Here is a 21,640-nt window from a genome sequence, read left to right as displayed (position 1 = left end):
CGATATTGTTGATGCGGCGCTCATTTAACGTAGCCGAAAGCGACGTGTCAACGAGGGTTGAGCCTTATTCGATGCGCCTTGCGGGGCATTTAGAGGAGGTATTCGAAACCATGGCGAGCATAAAAAAACCCGCGGGGATGAACCCGCGGGTTTTTAGCTTCGATCGGACAACGCGGCGATGAACCGCGCGCGCTTCCGATGCGCTTAATGCTTCACGAACTCGCCCGAAGCAGGTGCGTCCTTTTGCTGTTCGGCCGTGACGGGCGTTGCCTTCGCTTCGTCTTCCGGCAGCGCTTCCGGCGTGCGTTCGAGCGCCAGTTCCAGCACGCGATCGATCCAGCGAACCGGCACGATCTCGATGGCGTTCTTCACGTTGTCGGGGATGTCGGCCAGATCCTTGGTGTTTTCTTCCGGGATCAGCACGAGCTTGATGCCGCCGCGATGCGCCGCCAGCAGCTTCTCCTTCAACCCGCCGATCGGCAGCACTTCGCCGCGCAGCGTGATTTCGCCCGTCATCGCGACATCCGCGCGAACCGGAATGCCGGTCAGCACCGACACCAGCGCCGTGGTCATCGCGATACCGGCGGACGGACCGTCCTTCGGTGTCGCGCCTTCCGGCACGTGGATGTGGATGTCCTTCTTCTCGAACGACTCATCCGTGATGCCAAGTCGACGCGAACGCGAACGCACCACCGAGCGTGCCGCTTCGACCGACTCCTTCATCACGTCGCCGAGCGAACCCGTGCGGATCACACCGCCCTTGCCGGGCATCACCGCCGCTTCGATCGTCAGCAGATCGCCGCCGACTTCCGTCCACGCGAGACCCGTGACCTGACCGATCTGGTTCTCCTTCGCGGCCAGACCGAAGTCGTACTTGCGCACGCCGAGGAAGGTGTCGAGGTTGGAGCCGTCGACCTTCACGGCGCCTTCGGCCTTCTTCAGCAAGAGCATCTTCACGACCTTGCGGCAGATCTTCGAGATCTCACGCTCGAGCGAACGCACGCCCGCTTCACGCGTGTAGTAGCGAATGATGTCGCGGATGGCTTGTTCCGTGACGTCGATCTCGCCGTCCTTCAGGCCGTTGTTGCGCTTCTGCTTCGGCAGCAGGTAACGCTGCGCGATGCTGACCTTCTCGTCTTCCGTGTAACCCGACAGGCGGATGACTTCCATCCGGTCGAGCAGCGGCGGCGGAATGTTCAGCGAGTTCGACGTCGCGACGAACATCACGTCCGACAGGTCGAAGTCCACTTCGATGTAGTGGTCCGCAAACGTGTGGTTCTGTTCCGGATCGAGCACTTCGAGCAGCGCCGACGCCGGATCGCCGCGGAAATCCATACCCATCTTGTCGACTTCGTCGAGCAGGAAGAGCGGATTGCGCACGCCGACTTTCGCGAGGCTTTGCAGGATCTTGCCCGGCATCGAACCGATATACGTGCGACGGTGACCGCGAATCTCGGACTCGTCGTGCACGCCGCCCAATGCCATGCGCACGAACTTGCGGTTCGTCGCACGCGCGATCGACTGACCGAGCGAGGTCTTGCCGACACCCGGAGGCCCGACGAGACACAGGATCGGCGCCTTCACCTTCTCGACGCGTTGCTGAACCGCGAGATATTCGAGAATGCGTTCCTTGACCTTTTCGAGCCCGAAGTGGTCTTCATCCAGCACGCGCTCTGCGTTCGAGAGGTCGTTGTTGACCTTGCTCTTCTTGCGCCACGGCAAGCCGATCAGCGTGTCGATGTAGTTGCGCACGACGGTCGCTTCAGCCGACATCGGCGACATCAGCTTGAGCTTCTTGAGTTCGGCGTCGGCCTTCTTCTTGGCTTCCTTCGGCATGCGCGCAGCGGTGATGCGCTTCTCGAGTTCTTCGAGATCCGCACCCTCTTCGCCTTCGCCCAGTTCCTTCTGGATCGCCTTGACCTGTTCGTTCAGGTAGTACTCGCGCTGGCTCTTCTCCATCTGGCGCTTCACGCGGCCACGAATGCGCTTCTCGACCTGAAGAATGTCGATTTCCGCTTCGAGCTGCGCGAGCAGATGCTCAAGACGCTCGATCACAGGGAACATCTCGAGGATGTGCTGCTTCTGGTCGAGCTTGAGCGGCAGGTGCGCGGCGATGGTATCCGCCAGACGACCCGCTTCATCGATACCCGACAGCGACGTCAGGATCTCCGGCGGAATCTTCTTGTTGAGCTTCACGTACTGATCGAACTGCGAGACGATCGCGCGGCGCAGCGCTTCGGTTTCGGCGCTGTCGGCGTGATCGGGTTCGAGCGGCATCACATCGCAGGAAAATTGCGTTTCCTGCTCTTCGATCGAGAGCGTTTTCGCGCGCTGCAAGCCTTCGACGAGCACTTTCACCGTGCCGTCAGGCAGCTTCAGCATTTGCAGGATGTTGGCGACACATCCTACTTCGTACATGTCCTTTTCGGTCGGCTCGTCCTTCGCCGCCGTTTTCTGGGCGACGAGCATGATGTGCTTGCCGCCTTCCATCGCGGCTTCGAGGGCCTTGATCGACTTGGGCCGCCCGACGAAGAGCGGAATCACCATATGCGGGAAAACAACTACGTCGCGCAGCGGGAGCAGCGGCAGCGTAATACGTTCCTGCGGGAGGAGTTGGGTTCCTGACATTTCATTTCCCCAGTAGTGGAATCAGTTCAGTCGTAAGTAAGGCCGTTATGAGCTATTGCAAGCCTTTATCGGAAGGGAAAAGTCGTTAGTCGAAGATCGCGTCAGTCACGTCCACAAGATAAACCGAAAAAAATAAACAAAAGGCCGTTCACGTCGCCATGAACGGCCTTTCGCCGACACACAGCCTGCTTCAGTTGGAACCCGCTACCTTCGGCGCATCTTCGTAGATGAGCAGAGGCTTGCCGTCGCCGTCGATGGTGTTGTCGTCGACGATCACCTTCGAGACGCCCTTCATGGTCGGCAGTTCGTACATCACGTCGAGCAACGCCTGTTCCAGAATCGAACGCAACCCGCGCGCGCCCGTCTTGCGGCGAATCGCCTTCTGCGCGATGGCCTGCAGCGCCGCCGGACGGATTTCCAGCTCCACGCGTTCCATCGCGAAGAGCTTGTGATACTGCTTCACGAGCGCGTTCTTCGGTTCGATCAGGATCTTCACGAGCGCGGCTTCGTCGAGCTTGCCGAGCGTCGCGACGACCGGCAGACGGCCGATCAGCTCGGGAATCAGACCGAACTTGATCAGATCTTCCGGCTCCACTTCGCGCAGTACCTCGCCCGCGTCGCGGTCCTGCTTGCTCTTCACGCTCGCAGCGAAACCGATACCGGTTTTCTCCGTGCGATCGGTGATGACTTTTTCCAGCCCGTCGAACGCGCCGCCGCAAACGAACAGGATGTTGGTCGTGTCGACCTGGATGAAATCCTGATTCGGGTGCTTGCGTCCGCCTTGCGGCGGCACCGACGCCATCGTGCCTTCAATCAGCTTGAGCAACGCTTGCTGAACGCCTTCGCCCGACACGTCGCGCGTGATGGACGGGTTGTCCGACTTGCGGCTGATCTTGTCGATTTCATCGATATAGACGATGCCGCGCTGCGCCTTGTCGACTTCGTAGTTGCAGTTCTGCAGCAGCTTCTGAATGATGTTCTCGACGTCCTCGCCGACGTAACCGGCTTCGGTCAGCGTCGTCGCGTCCGCGATCACGAACGGCACATTCAGCATGCGGGCGAGCGTCTGCGCGAGCAGCGTCTTGCCCGAGCCGGTCGGACCGATCAGGAGAATGTTGCTCTTCGACAGCTCGATCTCGTCCTTCTTGTCGAGATGCTTGAGCCGCTTGTAGTGGTTGTACACGGCCACCGCGAGAATCTTTTTCGCGCGTTCCTGGCCGATCACGTACTGATTGAGGATGTCGCTGATTTCCTGCGGGCTCGGCAGGTCGGACTTGGACAGTCCGGCCTCCTCTGCTGCGCCGGCCGCTTCGTCGCGAATGATCTCGTTGCACAAGTCGATACATTCATCACAGATGAACACCGACGGGCCCGCAATGAGCTTCTTCACCTCATGCTGGCTCTTGCCGCAAAACGAGCAATACAGCAGCTTTTCGCTACTGGAACCTTTCTTGTCCGCCATAAATGTGTAAGCCTCCGGACACTCTTGTTACATGATACGCCCTTCGATTCGCCGACGCAGATTCGCACCTGCAAGGACGAACGAAGCGCTTTTTGGCGTAGCGCCGCACGTGCGACTTCGCTACTTGCCGGCCCTGCCTCCGCGGACCGGCGCGGCGCCGCTCCGGACGCCGTTAAGGACGCTTGTGAAGCACCTGGTCGACGAGGCCGTAAGCCTGCGCGTCGTCGCCCGACATGAAGTTGTCGCGGTCGGTGTCGCGCGCGATACGCTCGACCGGTTGACCCGTGTGATGCGACAGCAACTGATTCAGACGTTCCTTCAGGTACAGGATTTCCCGCGCCTGAATTTCGATGTCCGACGCCTGTCCGCGCGCGCCGCCGAGCGGCTGGTGAATCATCACGCGCGCGTTGGGCAGTGCGACGCGCTTGCCCTTCGCGCCCGCCGCCAGCAGGAACGCGCCCATGCTCGCCGCGAGACCCATGCACAGCGTCGAAACGTCAGGCTTCACGAACTGCATGGTGTCGTAAATGGCCATGCCCGCCGACACCGAGCCGCCCGGGCTGTTGATGTACAGGCTGATGTCCTTGTCCGGGTTCTCGCTTTCGAGGAACAGCAACTGCGCAACGACGAGATTCGCCGACTGGTCGTTCACTTCACCAACGAGAAACACCACGCGCTCCTTGAGGAGACGCGAGTAAATGTCATAGGCACGCTCGCCGCGGCCGCTCGTTTCCACGACCATCGGAACGAGGCCGAGCGCCTGGGCTTCGAAATCCCGCGGTGCGTGGGACGCCAACGTGTCGAGCAATTCAGCGCGAAAGGTCATGCAATTTCCTTGTTCGGAATAAGGGTACTGAACGACAAAGGAACATCCACTAGAACGGCATGCAAACGCCCAAACTTTAATGCAAAAAAGGCGTGCGAGCCGTCAGTCCGACGACTCCGCACGCCCCTTGCCATTCGCGTCAGGCTTGCGCCGTTGCGCTGGCCAGTTCCTCGAAGCTGACTTCCTTGTCGGTCACCTTGGCCTTGCCCAGGACGAAATCGACGACGTTGCTTTCCACGACGTACGCTTCCATCTCGGCGAGGCGCTGCTGGTTCGAATAATACCAGCGGACGACTTCCTTCGGGTCTTCGTAGCTCTTGGCGAATTCGTCCACTTCAGCGCGGATCTGCTCGGGCTTCGCTTGCAGTTCGTTGGCCTTCACCAGTTCGGCGAGCACGAGGCCCAGCTTCACGCGGCGCTCAGCTTGTTCCGCGAACATTTCAGCAGGAATCGGCGCGTCGGCGGCGTTCGGTACACCACGTTGCTGAAGATCCTGACGCGCCATTTCGACCAGACGCTGCTGATCCTGCTCGATCAGCGCCTTCGGCACGTCGAGTTCGGAGATCTTGAGCAGCGCGTCCATGACCTGGTTCTTCACGATCTGCTGCGTGCGGCGCTTGGCTTCACGCTCCAGGTTGTCCTTGATCTCGGTGCGCATCTTGGTCAGATCGCCGTCTTCGATGCCGAGCGACTTCGCGAATTCCGCGTCGATTTCCGGCAGATGCGGCCACTCGATCTTCTTCATCGTGATGGTGAATTGCGCCGTCTTGCCCGCCACGTCCTTGCCGTGGTAGTCGTCCGGGAACTTGAGGTCGAACGTGCGTTCTTCGCCGACCTTCAGGCCCGTTGCGGCCTGCTCGAACTCGGGCAGCATGCGGCCTTCGCCCAGCACGAAAGCGAAATCCTGCGCGCTGCCGCCTTCGAACGCGACGTCGTCGATCTTGCCGACGAAGTCCAGCGTCACGCGGTCGCCTTCCTTGGCTGCGGTGTCCGCGCCGCCGTCACCGTGCTCGCCGGCTTCGCCGCGCGCGTGGAAGTGCACGCGCTGCTTGCGCAGGATGTCCAGCGTGCGGTCGACTTCCGCTTCCGAAATGGTCGTGACCGTGCGTTCGATTTCAGCGTTGGCGACGTCGCCCAGTTGCACTTCCGGATAGACCTCGAAGGTCGCGTCGAATGCGTACTGGTCTTCCGTGCCTTCCGCCTTCGGTGCGAAGCTCGGCTGGCCGGCAACGCGCAGGTTCTCGGCGCGCGTGACGTCGAAGAATTCCTTGCCGACCTTGTCGCTCAGCACTTCGGCTTCGACCTGGCCAGCGTACTGCTGCGTCACCATCTTGAGCGGCACCTTGCCCGGGCGGAAACCCGGCATGCGCACGTTCTTGGCCAACTGGCGGATGCGCGAATCGACTTCCTTCTGCACGGTATCTTTCGGCAGGGAAATGGTCACGCGGCGTTCGAGCTTGCCGAGGTTCTCAACTACGTTAGCCATGGCTGAAATCGTCCTAGAGTAAATCGTGAATTCGGTGTTCGGTTCTTCCGCGGTTCTAAAGGCGCGGGTCCGGGTTCGGGCTCTGCCGGAGCCAATGATGCGGGCTCCGCTTCAGCCGGCCGAAATCGACGCCTGGCGCCCGAAAACGCGCGAAGTACGCGTCTGCCGGAGGTGCCGGAACGTCGCCCGACACGGTGTCAGTCAACAGAACCGACTATTTTAGCAAACAAATCCGCGCGCCCCCGATGACGAAAACGTCCACACGCCATTTCAACGAAATTTGCCCGGAAAAGCGCCCGTTTCCCGGGCAAATTTCGGCGTAAGTCCGCGTTTTCCAGATGCGGGGGCGCGCGCACAATTCCCGCTATCGGCGCGCCGCTATTTTGCGCCGCGCGTCACGCTGATAAGCTTGCCGGCGCATGATTCGCGCAGCGAGGTCGCCCGACGCGCAACGCATTGCCGCAAGGCATGAAGCGCATGCAACAAGTGCATAGATGGAGCGGCCTTGCAGCTTTTCAATCGTTGCCTTCACACAGAACATTCGAGACACCATGCCTAACGCCACGTCCGCCGCTCCCGTAGTTGTCATCGCTCCCGATTCTTTCAAGGGGTCGCTTTCGGCCGAAGGCGTCGCGAACGCCATCGCGGAGGGCATCAGGCGCGCTCGGCCGGACGCCGACATCCGCATCCGCCCGATGGCGGACGGCGGCGAAGGCACGCTCGACGCGATGCTCTCCGCGGGCGGCGAGCGCCGCATGCTCAACGTGCGCGGCGCCGCAGCCGCGCGCCGCGACGCCGCCACGGGCCTGCTCGCCGACGGCAGCGCGATCCTCGAGACGGCGGAAGTGGTCGGCATCACGGACCCGGACGGCATGGCCGTGCCCGTCACCGAGCGGAGCACGCTCGGCATGGGCGAGGCGATCCGCGCGCTGCTCGACTCCGGCGCACGCCGCTTCTTCGTCGCGCTCGGCGGCAGCAGCACGAACGACGGCGGCGCGGGCCTGCTCGTCGGGCTCGGGCTCAAGCTCTTCGACGCGGACGGCAAGGAGCTCGACCCGGCGCCCTCGGCGCTTGCGCGGATCGCGCGCATCGATGCGTCGGGGCTCGATCCGCGTGTGAAGGACGCGGAGTTCGTCGGCATGTCCGACGTGGACAATCCCCTCACCGGCGATCACGGCGCGACCGCGATCTTCGGTCCGCAAAAAGGCGTGATGCCGGAGCAAGTGGAGCCGATCGACGCCGCCCTCGCCCATTTCGCCGATCTGCTCGAACCCGCGATGGGCGTCGCCAAGCGCAACGAACCGGGTGCGGGCGCGGCCGGCGGACTAGGCTTCGCGCTGCACATGCTCGGCGCGCGCTTCGAGACCGGCGCGGAAGTCGTCGCGCGCGAGATCAGGCTCGACGAAGCGCTCGAAGGCGCGACCTGGCTCATCACGGGCGAAGGCCGCTCGGACGTGCAGACGCTGCACGGCAAGGCGCCGTTCATCGCCTGCAAGCACGCGCGCGATCTGGGTGTGCCGGCGTCGCTGTTGTCGGGCGCGGTGGATTCGGCCGCGCTGCCGCGACTGTCCGAGTTTTTCAGCGGCTGTTTCTCGCCGGCGCCGGGCCCGATCACGCTCGACGTGGCGATCCGCGACGCCGCGCGCCTGCTCGCGAACGAAGCCGAGCAGCTCACGCGACTCAAGTTCGGCTCCGTCTGAGTCCGGCCGCGCGCGGATGCCTCACGCAGCCGCGCGCCTCGTTCCGAACGCCAGGCGATCGAGGCACCAGACCGCCAGCATCGTCGCGCCCATCAGCGGGAAAATCATGCCGAGCAGCGTCAATGCGCTGCGCCATGCGCGCATCGGAGGACGTTTGACGGGCCGCGCCGGCGCGCCGAGCGTGCGCGCGGGCCGGCGCTTCATCCACATGACGAAGCCGGTGATCGCCAGCGTCGTGAGCCCGAGCGAGATCGCCGCGCACACGATCTGATTCGCGAGCCCGAAATAACGTCCCATGTGCAGCGAGGTGCCGTACGAAATCCATTGCGCGACGCGTCCGTAGCTCGCGTAACCGATGTCGGACAGCACGCGACCGCTGTACTGATCGATATGCAGCGTGCGTTCGGCACGCGGATCGGCGGGAAAGTACGAGACCGTGTAGACACCCGTCGGCGTGGCTGGCAGCGCGATGCCGTAGTCATCGGGGACGCCGTTTTTCGCCGCGATCGCGATCACGTCGTCTATCGGGATACGCGGATTCGAGGCCGATGCGCCCGCGCTGTCCGGCACGGTCGTCGCGCCGACGGCCCACGGCGTCTGATGCAGCGGCAGGTCGTCCATCTTCATCTGCATGCCGTGCATCGCGTGTTCATCGCCTGCCTTCGCCGATGCGCCGGGCGCGGTCGAATGCACATGCGCCTCGCCCCACGCACCCTTCGGATAGCCGAGCGACGCCGATGTTGCGAGCGCCTTGAACTCCTTGCCCCACGAACCCGACCATGGCAGTCCGGAGAGCACGAAAAACAGCGCGCCGATGGCGAGCCAGATACCGCCGACGGCGTGCAGGTCGCGCCACCACGCGCGCCCTTTGAGCGCCAGGCGCGGCAGCCACACGCCACCGTTTCGCCTGATTGTGCGATCCGGCCACCACAGCGCGATGCCCGTGCCGATCATGACGAGCGTCCAGCAGCCCGCCAGTTCCATGACGAGTGCGCCGGTCTTGTCCAGCAGCAACGCGCGATGCAACTCGCGCACCTGCTTCATCAGCCGATGCTCGACCGAGAGCGTGCCGAGCACCGCGCCGTCATACGGATTCACATATACGCTTTCGCTCTCGCCCGAAGGCAGGCGAAACACGAATTCGGCGCTGCGCGTGCGGTCCGTTTCGATTTGCGCAAGCGTCGGCACGGCGCCGCGCGGTTCGCTGGCGGCGGCCTTCGCGAGCAGGACATCGGTTGAAAGGCGCTCGCCGTGGGTATCGGCGACGACCATCCGGTCGCGATACAAGAGCGGCTCGATCTGCGGCTGAAAACAATAGATCGTGCCCGTGACCGCGAGCACGATGAGCAGCGGCATGACGAACAGCCCGGCATAGAAATGCCAGCGCCAGAGCGTGCGCCGATGAGCGATGACATCGTCTTCCGACGTCGCGGCGGCCGCGTTGATATTGGGTGCAAGCATGGCGAATCTCGTTGGGTGTATGCGGAACGACAGCGACGTATCGAATGCCGGCGCGCGCTTCCACGCGATGATCAAACCACGCGCGTGATGGCGATATTCCCGACCGCGCCCGAATCGGGCGTTCTTTTTCTTTACGTCGTCCTGATGGAGCGTGCAACGGACGGCCGCGAGCGACGCGCGTGGAGACACGCTCGGACGCGCGGCGATCGGCCGAAGGACGGTGTCAGGAAAGAACCGGAGGCGCGCGCTGAGACGCGGCGTTGAATGATTTCGACGAGGCGACGCCGATGCGCGCGAGCGTCGGCATGCGCGTGACGTGGTCGGTGCGCGCGACCTGATGCGCGATGCCCGCCGCGATGAGCGGACTATGCGCGAGCAGTCCGCAATACGAGCACGCGTCGAGATGGCCGGCGACGTCGTGATGACTGGCCGGCGCGGCGTCATGCTGATCGTGCTCGTTGTGGGATGCATCGACCGCGCACAAGACGGCTTGCGGATCATCCGCGACACGCGCCGCGAGCGTCTGGCTGATGACCGGCGCGACAATGGCGAGCCACATGGCGGCGATGCCGAGCCATGCGACGAAGCGATTGCGCGCGTTGCGAGTCATGAGGGAAATCTGCGGGCCGAAACGGAGGGATTGACCGGAATTGTAGGCAGGCGCCATCGATGCTGCAATCTCGCGGTGCGTATGACCGGGATGCAGCGACATGCGCGCGTTCATTGGCTGATTCGCGTCGCGCCGAGGCGTGACGCAAATTCTCAGACATCGCCAAACGAATCGGTTAGAATCTCGGGCTTGGCACAGTGGGCCGGTGCCGGACACGGCGGCATCGCCGGGTTTCGAGAAAGAGCCGTACAGGTGGCGTCACGAGGCCCGAAGCGCGCGTCGTGCTGCGAGGATGGCGAAATTGGTAGACGCACCAGGTTTAGGTCCTGACGCCCGCAAGGGTGTGGGGGTTCGAGTCCCCCTCCTCGCACCACATAAAACCCCTTTCACCGGCAAAGGGGTTTTTGTTTTTCTGGCCGCGTTTTTTCGTCGCGGGCCGATATCGCCGGGTTCGGACACCGTCGCCTCGTCGCGCGTCCCGGGCGGGTGGCAGCGAAGCCGTGCGGCGACGGATAAAATGAGCGCCCGAGTGACATTGCGCGCTCGTCCGGCGTCAGCCGAAGCTACAAGACAAGAACGTCCCATCCTTCGAACTTCCCACCCGCACCGTTCGTGAATTTCGACGACTATTGCCAGCAAAAGGCCGCGCCCGAAGGCTCCAGCACGTATTACGCGCTGCGCCGCGCGCCGGCGGCGAGCCAGCCGCTCCTCACCGCGCTTTATGCACTCCATCGCGAGCTCGAGGAGACGGTGAAGGAAACCAGCGATCCGACCATCGGCCGCACGAAGCATGCGTGGTGGCAAGGCGAGCTTGCGCGGCTCGATGGCGGCGAACCGACGCATCCGGTGACCAAGGCGCTGAAAGCCCACGCCGGCGACGCCGCGCATCCCGTGCTCGACGATGCGGGCCGCGCGTCGCTTGCCACGCTGGTCGATGGCTTCGGCATGGATCTGGATCAGGCGCGCTATCTCGACTGGCCGGGACTCGATCGCTATCTGCAGCAGACCGGTGGCGCGTTCGCGACGGCGCTCGCACGCGCCAGCGCGCGCGATCCGCAACGCGCCGCGGCGTGGGCCGCTCCGCTCGGCTCGGCTCTGTTGCTCGCGCAGCGGGTGCAGGAAATCGGCGAGGATGCGCGCCATGGCCGCATCTACATTCCGATCGACGAGTTGCAGCGCTTCAGCGTGACGGCCGCGGACATCATCAATCGCCGCTACGGCGATGCCTTTACCGCGCTCATGCGCTTTCAGACCGAACGCGCGCGCCGTGCCCTGACCGATGCGCTCGCGGCGATTCCGTCGTCGGAACGCGCGACGCAGCGCGTGCTGCGCGCGCAGGCCGCGCTGGCGCTCGCGCTGTTCGACGAAATCGAACGGGAAGGCTTTCAGGTGCTGCATCAACGCATTTCGCTCACGCCGATCCGCAAGCTGTGGATCACGTGGCGCACGCGCTAGACCAGCGCGCGCAGAATCGGTAGCGGCTCCAAGCGTTCCCCGCGAATCGATATCGCATCGCGTTGCGAGCATGCATCCAGTACGGTCGCGTAGAGCCGCCTGAAATCGACCTCGACCGGCAAGCCGCCTTGCGCATCCATCTGATCGAGCCGTGGCGGCGCGCCGAACAATCCGCCGCGCACATTCCCACCCATGACGAAGTGCGCCGCGGCCGCGCCGTGCTCCGTGCCGCCCGCGTCGTTTTCACGCGCCGAGCGCCCGAACTCCGAACGCGTCATGACGAGCGTGCGCCCCCACGCGCCGGACGCGATCGACCTCGCGCGCAGCGACGCCAGTCCTTGCGCGAGTTGCGCGAGCAGCGCGGCATGCCGCGCCGCCTGATACTCGTGCGTATCGAAGCCATGCAGCGTGAGACGGATCACGTCCATGCGCTGCGCCAGGTCACGCGCTGCGATGAAACGCGCAGCGGCATCGCACGATGCGACGAAGCTTCCCGCATTCACGTCGCGCACGTGGGCGAGCCAGTCATCGACGCGATATTCGTCTGCATGCGACGCCGTGTCCCAGATCTGCCGCGACCGGTAATGCGAGCGGTTCGGTGCTTCATACCCGACGCCCTGCACGATCGCCAGTTCTCCCGCGCGCCACGTGCTCATCAACGGCGATAAGGAAGGATGCAGCGCCGTGCGCGCATCGAGCGGCAACACGCGATCGCGCGACAGCGCCAGACGCGGCCGCAACGTGCGATAACGCGCATCGGCGATAGGAACGACGGTGTTGAGCGCGTCGTTGCCGCCGTCGAGATCGACGAGCACGAGCGTGTACATCGAAGGAAGGCTGGGAGGAACCGAGGCGAAAGCCTCGCCGATGTCGCTCGTGCATCCCGCGAACGCCCCGGCGATGGAAAGAAACTCGCGGCGGTTCATCGCGGCTCGCAGCGCTCAGCGCTCAGCGCTTGTAGAGATCGCGCACCGCTTCTTCGATGTGCTGTCGCAGAAGGCGACGTTCGTCGGCGGTCATCACGGTGTGGCGCGGCGGCCGCGCGGGCGGCGTCTGATCGACTTGCTGGATGGGCTGCATCGCGGGCGCCTTGCTGTCGTGATCGCGGCTCGAAGGGGGCGCGCTCTTGTTCACGCGCTGCTGCGCGCGAATCATGCGACCGTCGAAATGACTCGGCCGATTGCCGATGCTGCGATCGAAAGAAGGATTGTCTTCGCGCGTGAAACCGGTGGTCTGCGCATAGGCATGAGGTGTGCTCAGTACTGCATAGAGCGCACTGGCAAGAAGTGTTTTTCTGAAGATGCGCTCGGAGCGCACGGGTCCGCGCTGCCGCGCTCCCTTCATGTTGTTCCCTTCGTTGCTCGACAACCGGACAGCCTCAGTCTTTTCGCGCACGCCTCACAAGGCCTGGTCTCGCCGCGTGACGCGCTGGTCTAATGGAGTATCTACCGAATGGCGGGCTTAGGTAAAGCAGTGTACGCACCAAACCTCAGACCCGTGCCACCGGCTCCGTAAATTTTGTAACCAACTGTTACACTCGCTTTTGTTACAAACTCGGCGCTCGACCAATCGCGCTAAGATGCCTCCATGGAAACCAAAAACCCATCAAAAATTCTCGTCGTCGACGACGACCCGCGCCTGCGCGATCTGCTGCGCCGTTACCTCGGTGAGCAGGGCTTCAACGTGTATGTGGCGGAGAACGCGCCTTCGATGAACAAGCTCTGGGTGCGCGAGCGTTTCGATCTGCTCGTGCTCGACCTGATGCTGCCCGGCGAAGACGGTCTTTCCATCTGCCGCCGTCTGCGTGGCAGCAACGACCGCACGCCGATCATCATGCTCACCGCGAAGGGCGAGGATGTGGACCGCATCGTCGGCCTGGAAATGGGCGCGGACGACTATCTGCCGAAGCCGTTCAATCCGCGCGAACTGGTCGCGCGCATTCACGCGGTGCTGCGCCGTCAGACGCCATCCGAATTGCCGGGCGCGCCGTCCGAAACCACCGAAGTGTTCGAGTTCGGCGAATTCGCGCTGAATCTCGCCACCCGCACGCTGACGAAGAACGGCCAGGAAATCCCGCTGACCACCGGCGAATTTTCGGTGCTGAAGGTGTTCGCGCGTCATCCGCGTCAGCCGCTCTCGCGCGAAAAGCTGATGGAGCTTGCGCGCGGCCGTGAATACGAAGTCTTCGACCGCAGCCTCGACGTGCAGATCTCGCGTTTGCGCAAGCTGATCGAGCCCGATCCCAGCAGCCCGCGCTTCATTCAGACGGTGTGGGGTCTCGGCTACGTCTTCATTCCCGACGGCGCGGCCTGATCGAACGTTTTAGCGAGTTTCGTCACGCTTTCTCCTCTCCACCGAGCTGAACCCGACCGACCCATGCGCATCGACAGGCGGCTACTGGCGCTCGCGTTCGGCGGCCTGTTCTGGCGAACCTTCGCGCTCATCGCGCTGCTCATCGCGGTCAGCCTGACTGCGTGGTTTCAGAGCTTCCGCGTGATCGAGCGCGAACCGCGCGCGCAACGCGTGGCGCTGCAACTCGTCGCCGTGGTCAAACTCACGCGCACCGCCCTGCTCTATTCCGATCCCGACCTGCGCCGCGCGCTGCTTCAGGATCTGGAGAGCAACGAGGGCGTGCGCGTGTACCCGCGCGAGACCTCCGATAAATACAAGCTGCAGCCGGACGAATCGCTGAACCGGCTGATCGAGCGCGACGTGCGCGGACGTCTGGGCAACGACACGATCATCGCGCAGTCGGTGAACGACATTCCGGGCGTGTGGATCAGCTTCAAGATCGACGACGACGATTACTGGGTCGCACTCGACCGAGATCAGCTCGACACCGTCACCGGCCTTCAATGGGCCGGCTGGGGCGTGTTCGCGCTCGCGCTGTCGCTGTTCGGCGCGGCGTTCATCACGAGTCTCGTGAACCGTCCGTTCGCACGTCTGGCGCTCGCGGCGCGCAAGCTCGGCTCGGGCCAGTCGCCCGAACCTTTGCCCGAGCGCGGCATGGGCGTCGCGGCGGAAACCAACCGAAGCTTCAACCAGATGGTGCAGGACCTCGAGCAGCTCGAAGCGGATCGCGCGCTGATGCTCGCGGGCATCTCGCACGACCTGCGCACGCCGCTTGCGCGCCTGCGTCTGGAAACCGAAATGAGCCCATCGGACGAAGCGACCAAGCTCGCGATGATCGACGACATCGAGCAGATGGACATGATCATCGGCCGCTTTCTGGACTATGCGCGGCCGATGCAGCGCATGCCCGAGGCGGTCGATCTCTCGATGATCGCGAGCGAACTCGCTGCCCGCTTCCAGGCCGACGACGGCGTCGTCATGCGGACCGATCTCGCGCAGGGCGCGGTGATCGAAGGCGATCCGACCGATGCGCGCCGGGTCGTCGGCAACTTGCTGGAGAACGCGCGCAAGTATGGCCGCAGCGAACACGACGACATTGCGCGCATCACGCTGCTGACCCGCGTCGCGCACGGCAAGGTCGAACTCTCCGTGATGGACGAAGGCCGCGGCATTCCGGACGACCAGGTGGCGCTCATCACGCGCCCGTTCTATCGCGTCGATGCTGCGCGCACGCAGGCGAACGGCACCGGTCTCGGCATGGCGATCGTGCAGCGCCTCGTCACGCGGCAACGCGGCACACTGCGGTTGCGCAACCGCACGCCGCTGCCGGGCTTCGAAGTGACTATCGACTTTCCGCCGATGAAAGGTGGCGCGCGTTTCGAAGGCTGAACCTCCGTGAAAATCCATGCGCGTCGTTAGTCAAAGCCTATTGAAGCGATTTTTAAATAGAGTTAAGGTGAATCGGGTTAACGCTCGGTGCGACTGGCGCCAAAGCGTCACGCGAGCGTTACAGCGATCCGGTAGTTTGGTTTGAAGCTTGATTTGAGTTTGTCCTTTCAACGTATCTCACAGGAGTCTCTGCATGAAGACCGTTGGCGATAAAGTCGAAGCATTCACCGTTACCGCAGCGAAGCCGGGTTTCAACCATCACGAGGAAAACGGCCAGTCCGCTTTCGAGGAAGTCACCGAGCAGTCCTTCCCCGGCAAGTGGAAGATCATCTATTTCTATCCGAAGGATTTCACCTTCGTCTGTCCGACCGAGATCGTCGAATTCGGCAAGCTGGCGAAGGATTTCGAGGACCGCGACGCGGTTCTGCTCGGCGGCAGCGTCGATAACGAATTCGTCAAGCTGGCCTGGCGTCGCGAGCACAAGGACCTGAACAAGCTGAACCACTACTCGTTCGGCGACGTGAAGGGCGAACTGATCGACCAGCTCGGCGTGCGCGACAAGGAAGCCGGCGTGGCGCTGCGCGCGACCTTCATCGTCGATCCGGACAACGTGATTCAGCACGTTTCCGTCAACAACCTCAACGTGGGCCGCAGTCCCGAGGAAGTCCTGCGTATTCTCGACGGCTTGCAAACGGATGAGCTGTGTCCGTGCAACCGCGGGGTCGGCGGCGCGACGCTCTGAGCGTTTCCTGGTCGCCGCAAAGCCCGCCAATCGGCCGATGTGTGAATTCGGCGCGCTGGCGGGCTTTTTAACGGCATCGAATAGGAGAAAACAATGGAATTCCTCTCTGCGATCAAGGAACTCGTGCCCGACTACGCGAAGGACATTCGCCTGAATGTCGACGGCACCATCGCGCGCTCATCACTCGAAGGCAACGACGCGGTCGGCGTCGCGCTGGCCGCCGCTTATGCCGCGAAGGCGACGAAGCTGGTGCGCGTCATTCGTGACGCGGGCGTGCTTTCGCCGGAAGAGACCAACGCCGTGCTCACCGCCGCCGCGCTGATGGGCATGAACAACGTCTGGTATCCGTATCTGGAGATGGCCGGCAACGCCGATCTCAAGACCCAGCCCGCCGGCCTGCGCATGAACGCGTATGCGTCGCACGGCGGCGTGGACAAGCGGCGCTTCGAGATGTATGCGCTGGCGGCGTCGATCGTCGGCAAGTGCCACTTCTGCGTGAAGTCTCACTACGAGAATCTCGTGACCGAGGGCATGTCGACGACGCAATTGCGCGATGTCGGCCGCATCGCCGCGGTGATCAACGCCGTCGCGCTGACGATCGCAGCCGAAGGGAAATGACCGCCGGACGCCGCGCCTGCGTGAGAAGCGTGGCGTTTCGCGTTATCCGTCGATGGACGTGCGGCGCAACAGCACCGCGGCCTGCGCCTCGATGCCCTCTTTGCGGCCGAGATAGCCGAGCTTCTCGTTGGTCTTGGCCTTCACGTTCACGCGATCCAGCGACAGATCGAGATCCTCCGCGATGTTCGCGCGCATCGCGTCGATATGGGGCGCGAGCTTGGGCGCCTGCGCGATGATCGTGCTGTCCACGTTCGCGATCGCGAAACCCGCCTCCGACACGCGCCGGAACGCCTCGCGCAGCAGCACGCGGCTGTCGGCGCCGGCGAATTCGGTCGCCGTGTCCGGAAAATGCCGGCCGATGTCGCCGAGGGAAGCGGCGCCGAACAGCGCGTCGGTGATCGCGTGCAGCAGCGCGTCGGCGTCGGAGTGGCCGAGCAGGCCGCGTTCGTAGGGGATGGTCACGCCGCCGAGAATGAGCGGCCGGCCTTCGACGAGCTGGTGGACGTCGTACCCTTGTCCGATTCTGAAATCCATCGATCCAAACCTTGTGTGAGTGCTGATGTGTGTGATCTACGCGTTCGCGGAGAGTATCGCGCCCGCGAGCGCGAAATCTTCCGGATACGTCACCTTGAAGTTGCGCAGACTGCCCTGAACCAGTTTCGGCGAGTGCCCGAGCCATTCGATGGCGCTCGCTTCGTCCGTCAGGTCGTGACCGTCGTGGCGCGCGCGTTCGATCGCCTCGCGCAGCATGCCGAGCCGGAACATTTGCGGCGTCTGCGCCTGCCAGAGGCCGTCGCGGGATTCGGTGTGCGCGATGCGGACATCGTCGGTGGGCACGTCGGGCATGTTCGGTGCGACGCGTTTCAGCGTGTCCGCGACCGGAAGCGCGAGAATGCCGCCCACTGCATCATCGCGCAGTTCTGCGACAAGCTTGCGAATCAGCTCCGGCGTGATGCCGGGGCGCGCGGCGTCGTGCACGAGCACCCAGTCGTCGTCGCGCGCGCCGAATTTCGCGAGCGCGACGAGGCCGTTGTACACCGACGCCTGCCGCGAAGCGCCGCCGCACCGTTCCACCGCGAAACGCAGCGCGCCGAAGCGGCGCGCGTCGAAATGATGGTCGTCCGGTGCGAGCACGACGAGGGTCTGCGAGAATTCGGAGCACGCGTCGAACGCCGCGAGCGTGTACGCGAGCATCGGACGGCCCGCGACGGTCTGGTATTGCTTGGGCATCGGCGCGCCGGAACGGCTGCCGGTGCCGGCGCAGGGAATCAGTGAAAACAGGCGCGTAGTCACGGGCAAATAACGGGCAAATGAGTTTGCCAAGTCAAAGTTGAAGCCCGGATTTTATAATAGGTCTTTCGTGACCACGTCCGCCGTACGCCAGTTCGCCCTTTCGAGCGGCGCGCCGGACGGCTCCATGCACACCTTATGCCTTCCAAAGCCGTCAACGCGCAGTCCATTTCTCCCATCGCGCTGGTCAAGCCGGGGCAGCGTTTCGCCTTCGACGGCGCGACCGGTTCGTCCGATGCCCTCGCCCTCGCCCGCTATCACGCGGCCTTTCGGGAGAGCGTGCCGCTGCTGACGGTCGTCACCGCGAGCGCGGTCGACGCGCAGCGCCTCGCCGCCGAAATCCCCTACTTCGCGCCGGACGCACGCGTGCGCCTGCTGCCCGACTGGGAGACGCTGCCGTACGACACGTTCTCGCCGCATCAGGACCTGGTCTCGGAACGGCTCGCGACGCTGCACGATCTGGGCGAAGGCCGTTGCGACATTCTCATCGTGCCGGCGACGACCGCGCTGTACCGCATGCCGCCGGCGTCGTTTCTGGCCGCTTACACGTTCTCGTTCACCCAGGGCGAGCGCCTGGACGAGGCAAAACTGAAAGCGCAATTGACGCTCGCGGGCTACGAGCACGTGAGCCAGGTGGTGCGTCCGGGCGAATATTGCGTGCGCGGCTCGCTCATCGATCTCTATCCGATGGGCTCGGCGCTGCCGTATCGCATCGACCTGTTCGACGATCAGGTGGACTCCATCCGCGCGTTCGATCCGGACACGCAGCGCAGCCTCTATCCGGTGAAGGACGTGCGTCTGCTGCCGGGCCGCGAGTTTCCGTTCGACGAAGCCGCGCGCACCGCGTTTCGCAGCCGCTGGCGCGAGGTGTTCGAAGGCGATCCGAGCCGCTCGCAGATCTACAAGGACATCGGCAACGGCGTGCCTTCGGCGGGCATCGAATACTATCTGCCGCTCTTCTTCGACGACACCGCGACGCTGTTCCACTACCTGCCGCAAGGCTCGCAGCTCGCGTTCGTCGGCGACATGGACGCGGCGATCAAGCGCTTCACGCACGACACGAAGCAGCGCTTCGACTTTCTTTCGCACGACCGCGAGCGGCCTTTGCTCGAACCGCGCCGCCTGTTCCTCACCGACGACGACTTCTTCACGTTCGCGAAGCCCTTCGCGCAGCTCAAGTTTCCGGCGACGCCCGAAGGCGGCTGGGCCGCGCCGCTGCCGGGACTCGCGATCGACCGCCACGCCGACGAGCCTCTGCTCGCGCTGCGCCACTATCTGGAGCAGACGGAGAATCGCGTGATGCTCGTCGCGGAATCGGCGGGACGACGCGAGACGATCCAGCAATTGCTCGCGGACAACGGCCTGCGCGGCGAATCGCACGACACGTTCCACGAATGGCTCACGAGCGACGGCAAGTTCACGCTCGGCATCGCGCCGCTGGCGAACGGTTTCTCGTTGCCTGCGGAGAAGCTTGCGATCGTCACCGAGACGGAACTCTACGGCCCGCTCGCGCGCCGCGCCGGACGGCGTCGCCAGGAGCAGGCGAGCAATGTCGATTCGATGGTGCGCGATCTCGCCGAACTGAAGATCGGCGATCCGGTCGTGCATGCGCAACACGGCATCGGCCGGTACATGGGTCTGGTGTCGATGGATCTGGGCGAAGGCGAAACCGAGTTCCTGCATCTCGAGTACCAGAACGAGTCGAAGCTGTACGTGCCCGTTTCGCAGTTGCACGTGATCTCGCGTTATAGCGGCGCGGACCCGGACAGCGCGCCGCTGCATCAGCTCGGCTCGGGCCAGTGGGAAAAGGCCAAACGCAAGGCGGCGCAGCAGATTCGCGATACGGCCGCCGAACTGCTCAACCTTTACGCGCGCCGCGCCGCGCGCGAAGGCTACGCGTTCAAGCTCGAACCGCGCGACTACACCAAGTTCGCGGAGAGCTTCGGCTTCGAGGAAACGCCCGATCAGGCGGCGGCGATCGCGTCGGTCATCGGCGACATGACGAGCGGCAAGCCGATGGACCGCCTCGTGTGCGGCGACGTAGGCTTCGGCAAGACGGAAGTGGCTCTGCGCGCCGCGTTCATCGCGGTGATGGCCGGCAAGCAGGTGGCGATTCTCTCGCCCACCACGCTGCTCGCCGAGCAGCACACGCAGACCTTCACGGACCGTTTCGCGGACTGGCCGGTGCGCATCGCGGAGCTGTCGCGCTTCAAGACCGGCAAGGAAGTATCGACGGCCGTGCAGCAGATCAACGAAGGCTCGGTCGATATCGTCATCGGCACGCACAAGCTCTTGTCGAGCGATGTGAAGTTCAAGCGCCTCGGGCTCGTCATCATCGACGAGGAACACCGTTTCGGCGTGCGGCAGAAGGAAGGTCTCAAGGCATTGCGCGCCGAAGTCGACGTGCTCACGCTCACTGCGACGCCGATCCCGCGCACGCTGGGCATGGCGCTCGAAGGCCTGCGCGATTTCTCTGTCATCGCGACCGCGCCGCAGAAACGTCTTGCCATCAAGACCTTCGTGCGCCGCGAGGAAGACGGCGTGATCCGCGAGGCGATGCTGCGCGAGCTGAAGCGCGGCGGACAGGTGTACTTCCTGCACAACGAAGTCGAGACGATCGAGAATCGCCGCACGATGCTGGAGGCGCTCGTGCCGGAAGCGCGCATCGCAGTCGCGCATGGTCAGATGCACGAGCGCGAACTCGAACGCGTGATGCGCGATTTCGTCGGCCAGCGCGCGAACGTGCTGCTGTGCACGACGATCATCGAGACCGGCATCGACGTGCCGAGCGCGAACACGATCCTCATGCATCGCTCGGACAAGTTCGGTCTCGCGCAGCTGCATCAGTTGCGCGGGCGCGTCGGGCGCTCGCACCACCAGGCGTATGCGTATCTGCTCGTGCACGATCCGCAGTCGCTGACGAAGCAGGCGCAGCGTCGTCTGGAGGCGATTCAGCAGATGGAGGAACTCGGCTCGGGCTTCTATCTCGCGATGCATGACCTCGAGATTCGCGGCACCGGCGAGGTGCTGGGCGACAAGCAATCGGGCGAGATTCAGGAGATCGGCTTCCAGCTCTATACCGATATGCTGAACGACGCCGTGCGTGCGCTGAAGGAAGGACGCGAGCCGGATCTGAACGCGCCGCTGGCGGCCACGACCGAGATCAATCTGCATGCGCCCGCGATTCTGCCCGCGGAATATTGCGGCGATGTGCAGGAGCGTCTGTCGCTGTACAAGCGGCTCGCGAACTGCGAATCGAGCGATGCGATCGACGGGATTCTGGAAGAACTCGTCGACCGTTTCGGCAAGTTGCCGCCGCAGGCGCATGCGCTGGTGGAGACGCATCGGTTGCGGCTGGCGGCGAAGCCCTTGGGCATTTCCAAGATCGACGCCGCCGAGCAGTCCATCTCGCTGCAGTTCATCCCGAATCCGCCTATCGATGGAATGAAGATCATCGAGATGGTGCAGAAGCACAAGCACATCAAGCTGGCGGGACAGGACAAGCTGCGGATCGAATCGCGCAGCCCGGATCTGGCCGTGCGGATTTCCACCGTCAAGGAAACGTTGCGGGCGCTCGGAGGTCCGGTGCGGCAGTCGGTGGCCGCGGCCCGCTGACCGGGC

The 21,640-nt window shown here is 63.8% G+C and carries 17 protein-coding genes and 1 tRNA gene; 8 read left to right on the top strand and 10 right to left on the bottom strand.

The window, feature by feature from the left end; translation table 11 throughout:
• Positions 1 to 204: 204 nt before the first annotated feature.
• From lon to tig, 4 genes are all read right to left on the bottom strand, one after another.
• On the bottom strand, positions 205 to 2,628 hold the full coding sequence (gene lon, locus AWB79_RS23740) for an endopeptidase La (RefSeq protein WP_061169880.1): 2,424 nt from the start codon (positions 2,626 to 2,628) through the stop codon (positions 205 to 207).
• 190 nt (positions 2,629 to 2,818) lie between these two features.
• Positions 2,819 to 4,090 carry an ATP-dependent Clp protease ATP-binding subunit ClpX gene (gene clpX, locus AWB79_RS23735; RefSeq protein ID WP_061169879.1) on the bottom strand — a complete coding sequence of 424 codons (1,272 nt, stop codon included), beginning with the start codon at positions 4,088 to 4,090 and terminating at the stop codon, positions 2,819 to 2,821.
• 172 nt (positions 4,091 to 4,262) lie between these two features.
• Complete coding sequence (gene clpP, locus AWB79_RS23730; protein WP_008349755.1) at positions 4,263 to 4,916, bottom strand: ATP-dependent Clp endopeptidase proteolytic subunit ClpP; 654 nt, start codon at positions 4,914 to 4,916, stop codon at positions 4,263 to 4,265.
• A gap of 139 nt (positions 4,917 to 5,055) precedes the next feature.
• Positions 5,056 to 6,402, bottom strand: a complete 1,347-nt coding sequence (tig, locus tag AWB79_RS23725) for a trigger factor (RefSeq protein ID WP_061169878.1) — start codon at positions 6,400 to 6,402, stop codon at positions 5,056 to 5,058.
• A 551-nt stretch (positions 6,403 to 6,953) separates the two neighbouring features.
• Between tig and AWB79_RS23720 the strand changes: the two genes are divergently transcribed.
• Positions 6,954 to 8,102: a glycerate kinase family protein gene (locus AWB79_RS23720; RefSeq protein ID WP_061169877.1), complete on the top strand. Its 1,149-nt coding sequence runs from the start codon at positions 6,954 to 6,956 to the stop codon at positions 8,100 to 8,102.
• Between the two features lie 21 nt (positions 8,103 to 8,123).
• On the opposite strand, the gene AWB79_RS23715 is transcribed toward AWB79_RS23720, so the two are convergent.
• Both AWB79_RS23715 and AWB79_RS23710 read right to left on the bottom strand, forming a co-directional pair.
• Positions 8,124 to 9,563 (bottom strand): PepSY-associated TM helix domain-containing protein, encoded by a 1,440-nt coding sequence (locus AWB79_RS23715; RefSeq protein WP_061169964.1) that lies wholly within the window; start codon positions 9,561 to 9,563, stop codon positions 8,124 to 8,126.
• 223 nt (positions 9,564 to 9,786) lie between these two features.
• Positions 9,787 to 10,173: a DUF2946 domain-containing protein gene (locus AWB79_RS23710; protein ID WP_061169963.1), complete on the bottom strand. Its 387-nt coding sequence runs from the start codon at positions 10,171 to 10,173 to the stop codon at positions 9,787 to 9,789.
• A gap of 286 nt (positions 10,174 to 10,459) precedes the next feature.
• Here AWB79_RS23710 and AWB79_RS23705 point away from each other — a divergent pair.
• A tRNA-Leu gene (locus tag AWB79_RS23705) sits at positions 10,460 to 10,546 on the top strand.
• Between the two features lie 239 nt (positions 10,547 to 10,785).
• Complete coding sequence (locus AWB79_RS23700; protein WP_061169876.1) at positions 10,786 to 11,628, top strand: squalene/phytoene synthase family protein; 843 nt, start codon at positions 10,786 to 10,788, stop codon at positions 11,626 to 11,628.
• Here AWB79_RS23700 and AWB79_RS23695 read toward each other — a convergent pair.
• A complete protein-coding gene (locus AWB79_RS23695; protein WP_061169875.1) occupies positions 11,625 to 12,554 on the bottom strand; it encodes a DUF1501 domain-containing protein in 930 nt (309 codons plus the stop codon). The genes AWB79_RS23700 and AWB79_RS23695 overlap by 4 nt on opposite strands.
• Positions 12,555 to 12,576: 22 nt before the next feature.
• Complete coding sequence (locus AWB79_RS23690) at positions 12,577 to 12,972, bottom strand: hypothetical protein (RefSeq protein ID WP_082862453.1); 396 nt, start codon at positions 12,970 to 12,972, stop codon at positions 12,577 to 12,579.
• A 243-nt stretch (positions 12,973 to 13,215) separates the two neighbouring features.
• Here AWB79_RS23690 and ompR point away from each other — a divergent pair, with 243 nt between their 5' ends.
• From ompR to AWB79_RS23670, 4 genes are all read left to right on the top strand, one after another.
• Positions 13,216 to 13,941, top strand: a complete 726-nt coding sequence (ompR, locus tag AWB79_RS23685; RefSeq protein WP_008349770.1) for a two-component system response regulator GluR — start codon at positions 13,216 to 13,218, stop codon at positions 13,939 to 13,941.
• 63 nt (positions 13,942 to 14,004) lie between these two features.
• The gene (locus AWB79_RS23680; RefSeq protein WP_061169874.1) at positions 14,005 to 15,369 is read left to right on the top strand and encodes a two-component system sensor histidine kinase GluS; all 1,365 of its coding nucleotides are present in this window, start codon (positions 14,005 to 14,007) and stop codon (positions 15,367 to 15,369) included.
• Between the two features lie 193 nt (positions 15,370 to 15,562).
• Entirely contained in the window at positions 15,563 to 16,111 is a 549-nt protein-coding gene (locus AWB79_RS23675; protein ID WP_061169873.1) for a peroxiredoxin, read from the top strand.
• A gap of 93 nt (positions 16,112 to 16,204) precedes the next feature.
• Entirely contained in the window at positions 16,205 to 16,729 is a 525-nt protein-coding gene (locus AWB79_RS23670; RefSeq protein WP_061169872.1) for a carboxymuconolactone decarboxylase family protein, read from the top strand.
• A 42-nt stretch (positions 16,730 to 16,771) separates the two neighbouring features.
• Here AWB79_RS23670 and ispF read toward each other — a convergent pair whose 3' ends face one another.
• Entirely contained in the window at positions 16,772 to 17,263 is a 492-nt protein-coding gene (gene ispF, locus AWB79_RS23665) for a 2-C-methyl-D-erythritol 2,4-cyclodiphosphate synthase (RefSeq protein WP_061169871.1), read from the bottom strand.
• 36 nt (positions 17,264 to 17,299) lie between these two features.
• Positions 17,300 to 18,022 (bottom strand): 2-C-methyl-D-erythritol 4-phosphate cytidylyltransferase, encoded by a 723-nt coding sequence (gene ispD, locus AWB79_RS23660; RefSeq protein WP_061169961.1) that lies wholly within the window; start codon positions 18,020 to 18,022, stop codon positions 17,300 to 17,302.
• 135 nt (positions 18,023 to 18,157) lie between these two features.
• Here ispD and mfd point away from each other — a divergent pair, with 135 nt between their 5' ends.
• Positions 18,158 to 21,634, top strand: coding sequence for a transcription-repair coupling factor (gene mfd / locus AWB79_RS23655; protein ID WP_061169870.1), 3,477 nt, complete (start codon positions 18,158 to 18,160; stop codon positions 21,632 to 21,634).
• The last annotated feature ends 6 nt before the right edge of the window (positions 21,635 to 21,640 follow it).

It is taken from the genome of Caballeronia hypogeia (genome assembly GCF_001544875.2).
Taxonomy (GTDB): domain Bacteria; phylum Pseudomonadota; class Gammaproteobacteria; order Burkholderiales; family Burkholderiaceae; genus Caballeronia; species Caballeronia hypogeia.
Note: the sequence above shows the minus strand (reverse complement) of the source record. Positions and strands in the feature narration are given on the sequence as shown.

Coding starts and splice junctions, on each gene's coding strand:
- lon (WP_061169880.1), bottom strand. CDS start 2,628: ATGTCAGGAACCCAACTCCTCCCGCAGGAACGTATTACGCTGCCGCTG.
- clpX (WP_061169879.1), bottom strand. CDS start 4,090: ATGGCGGACAAGAAAGGTTCCAGTAGCGAAAAGCTGCTGTATTGCTCG.
- clpP (WP_008349755.1), bottom strand. CDS start 4,916: ATGACCTTTCGCGCTGAATTGCTCGACACGTTGGCGTCCCACGCACCG.
- tig (WP_061169878.1), bottom strand. CDS start 6,402: ATGGCTAACGTAGTTGAGAACCTCGGCAAGCTCGAACGCCGCGTGACC.
- AWB79_RS23720 (WP_061169877.1), top strand. CDS start 6,954: ATGCCTAACGCCACGTCCGCCGCTCCCGTAGTTGTCATCGCTCCCGAT.
- AWB79_RS23715 (WP_061169964.1), bottom strand. CDS start 9,563: ATGCTTGCACCCAATATCAACGCGGCCGCCGCGACGTCGGAAGACGAT.
- AWB79_RS23710 (WP_061169963.1), bottom strand. CDS start 10,173: ATGACTCGCAACGCGCGCAATCGCTTCGTCGCATGGCTCGGCATCGCC.
- AWB79_RS23695 (WP_061169875.1), bottom strand. CDS start 12,554: ATGAACCGCCGCGAGTTTCTTTCCATCGCCGGGGCGTTCGCGGGATGC.
- AWB79_RS23690 (WP_082862453.1), bottom strand. CDS start 12,972: ATGAAGGGAGCGCGGCAGCGCGGACCCGTGCGCTCCGAGCGCATCTTC.
- ompR (WP_008349770.1), top strand. CDS start 13,216: ATGGAAACCAAAAACCCATCAAAAATTCTCGTCGTCGACGACGACCCG.
- AWB79_RS23680 (WP_061169874.1), top strand. CDS start 14,005: ATGCGCATCGACAGGCGGCTACTGGCGCTCGCGTTCGGCGGCCTGTTC.
- AWB79_RS23675 (WP_061169873.1), top strand. CDS start 15,563: ATGAAGACCGTTGGCGATAAAGTCGAAGCATTCACCGTTACCGCAGCG.
- AWB79_RS23670 (WP_061169872.1), top strand. CDS start 16,205: ATGGAATTCCTCTCTGCGATCAAGGAACTCGTGCCCGACTACGCGAAG.
- ispF (WP_061169871.1), bottom strand. CDS start 17,263: ATGGATTTCAGAATCGGACAAGGGTACGACGTCCACCAGCTCGTCGAA.
- mfd (WP_061169870.1), top strand. CDS start 18,158: ATGCCTTCCAAAGCCGTCAACGCGCAGTCCATTTCTCCCATCGCGCTG.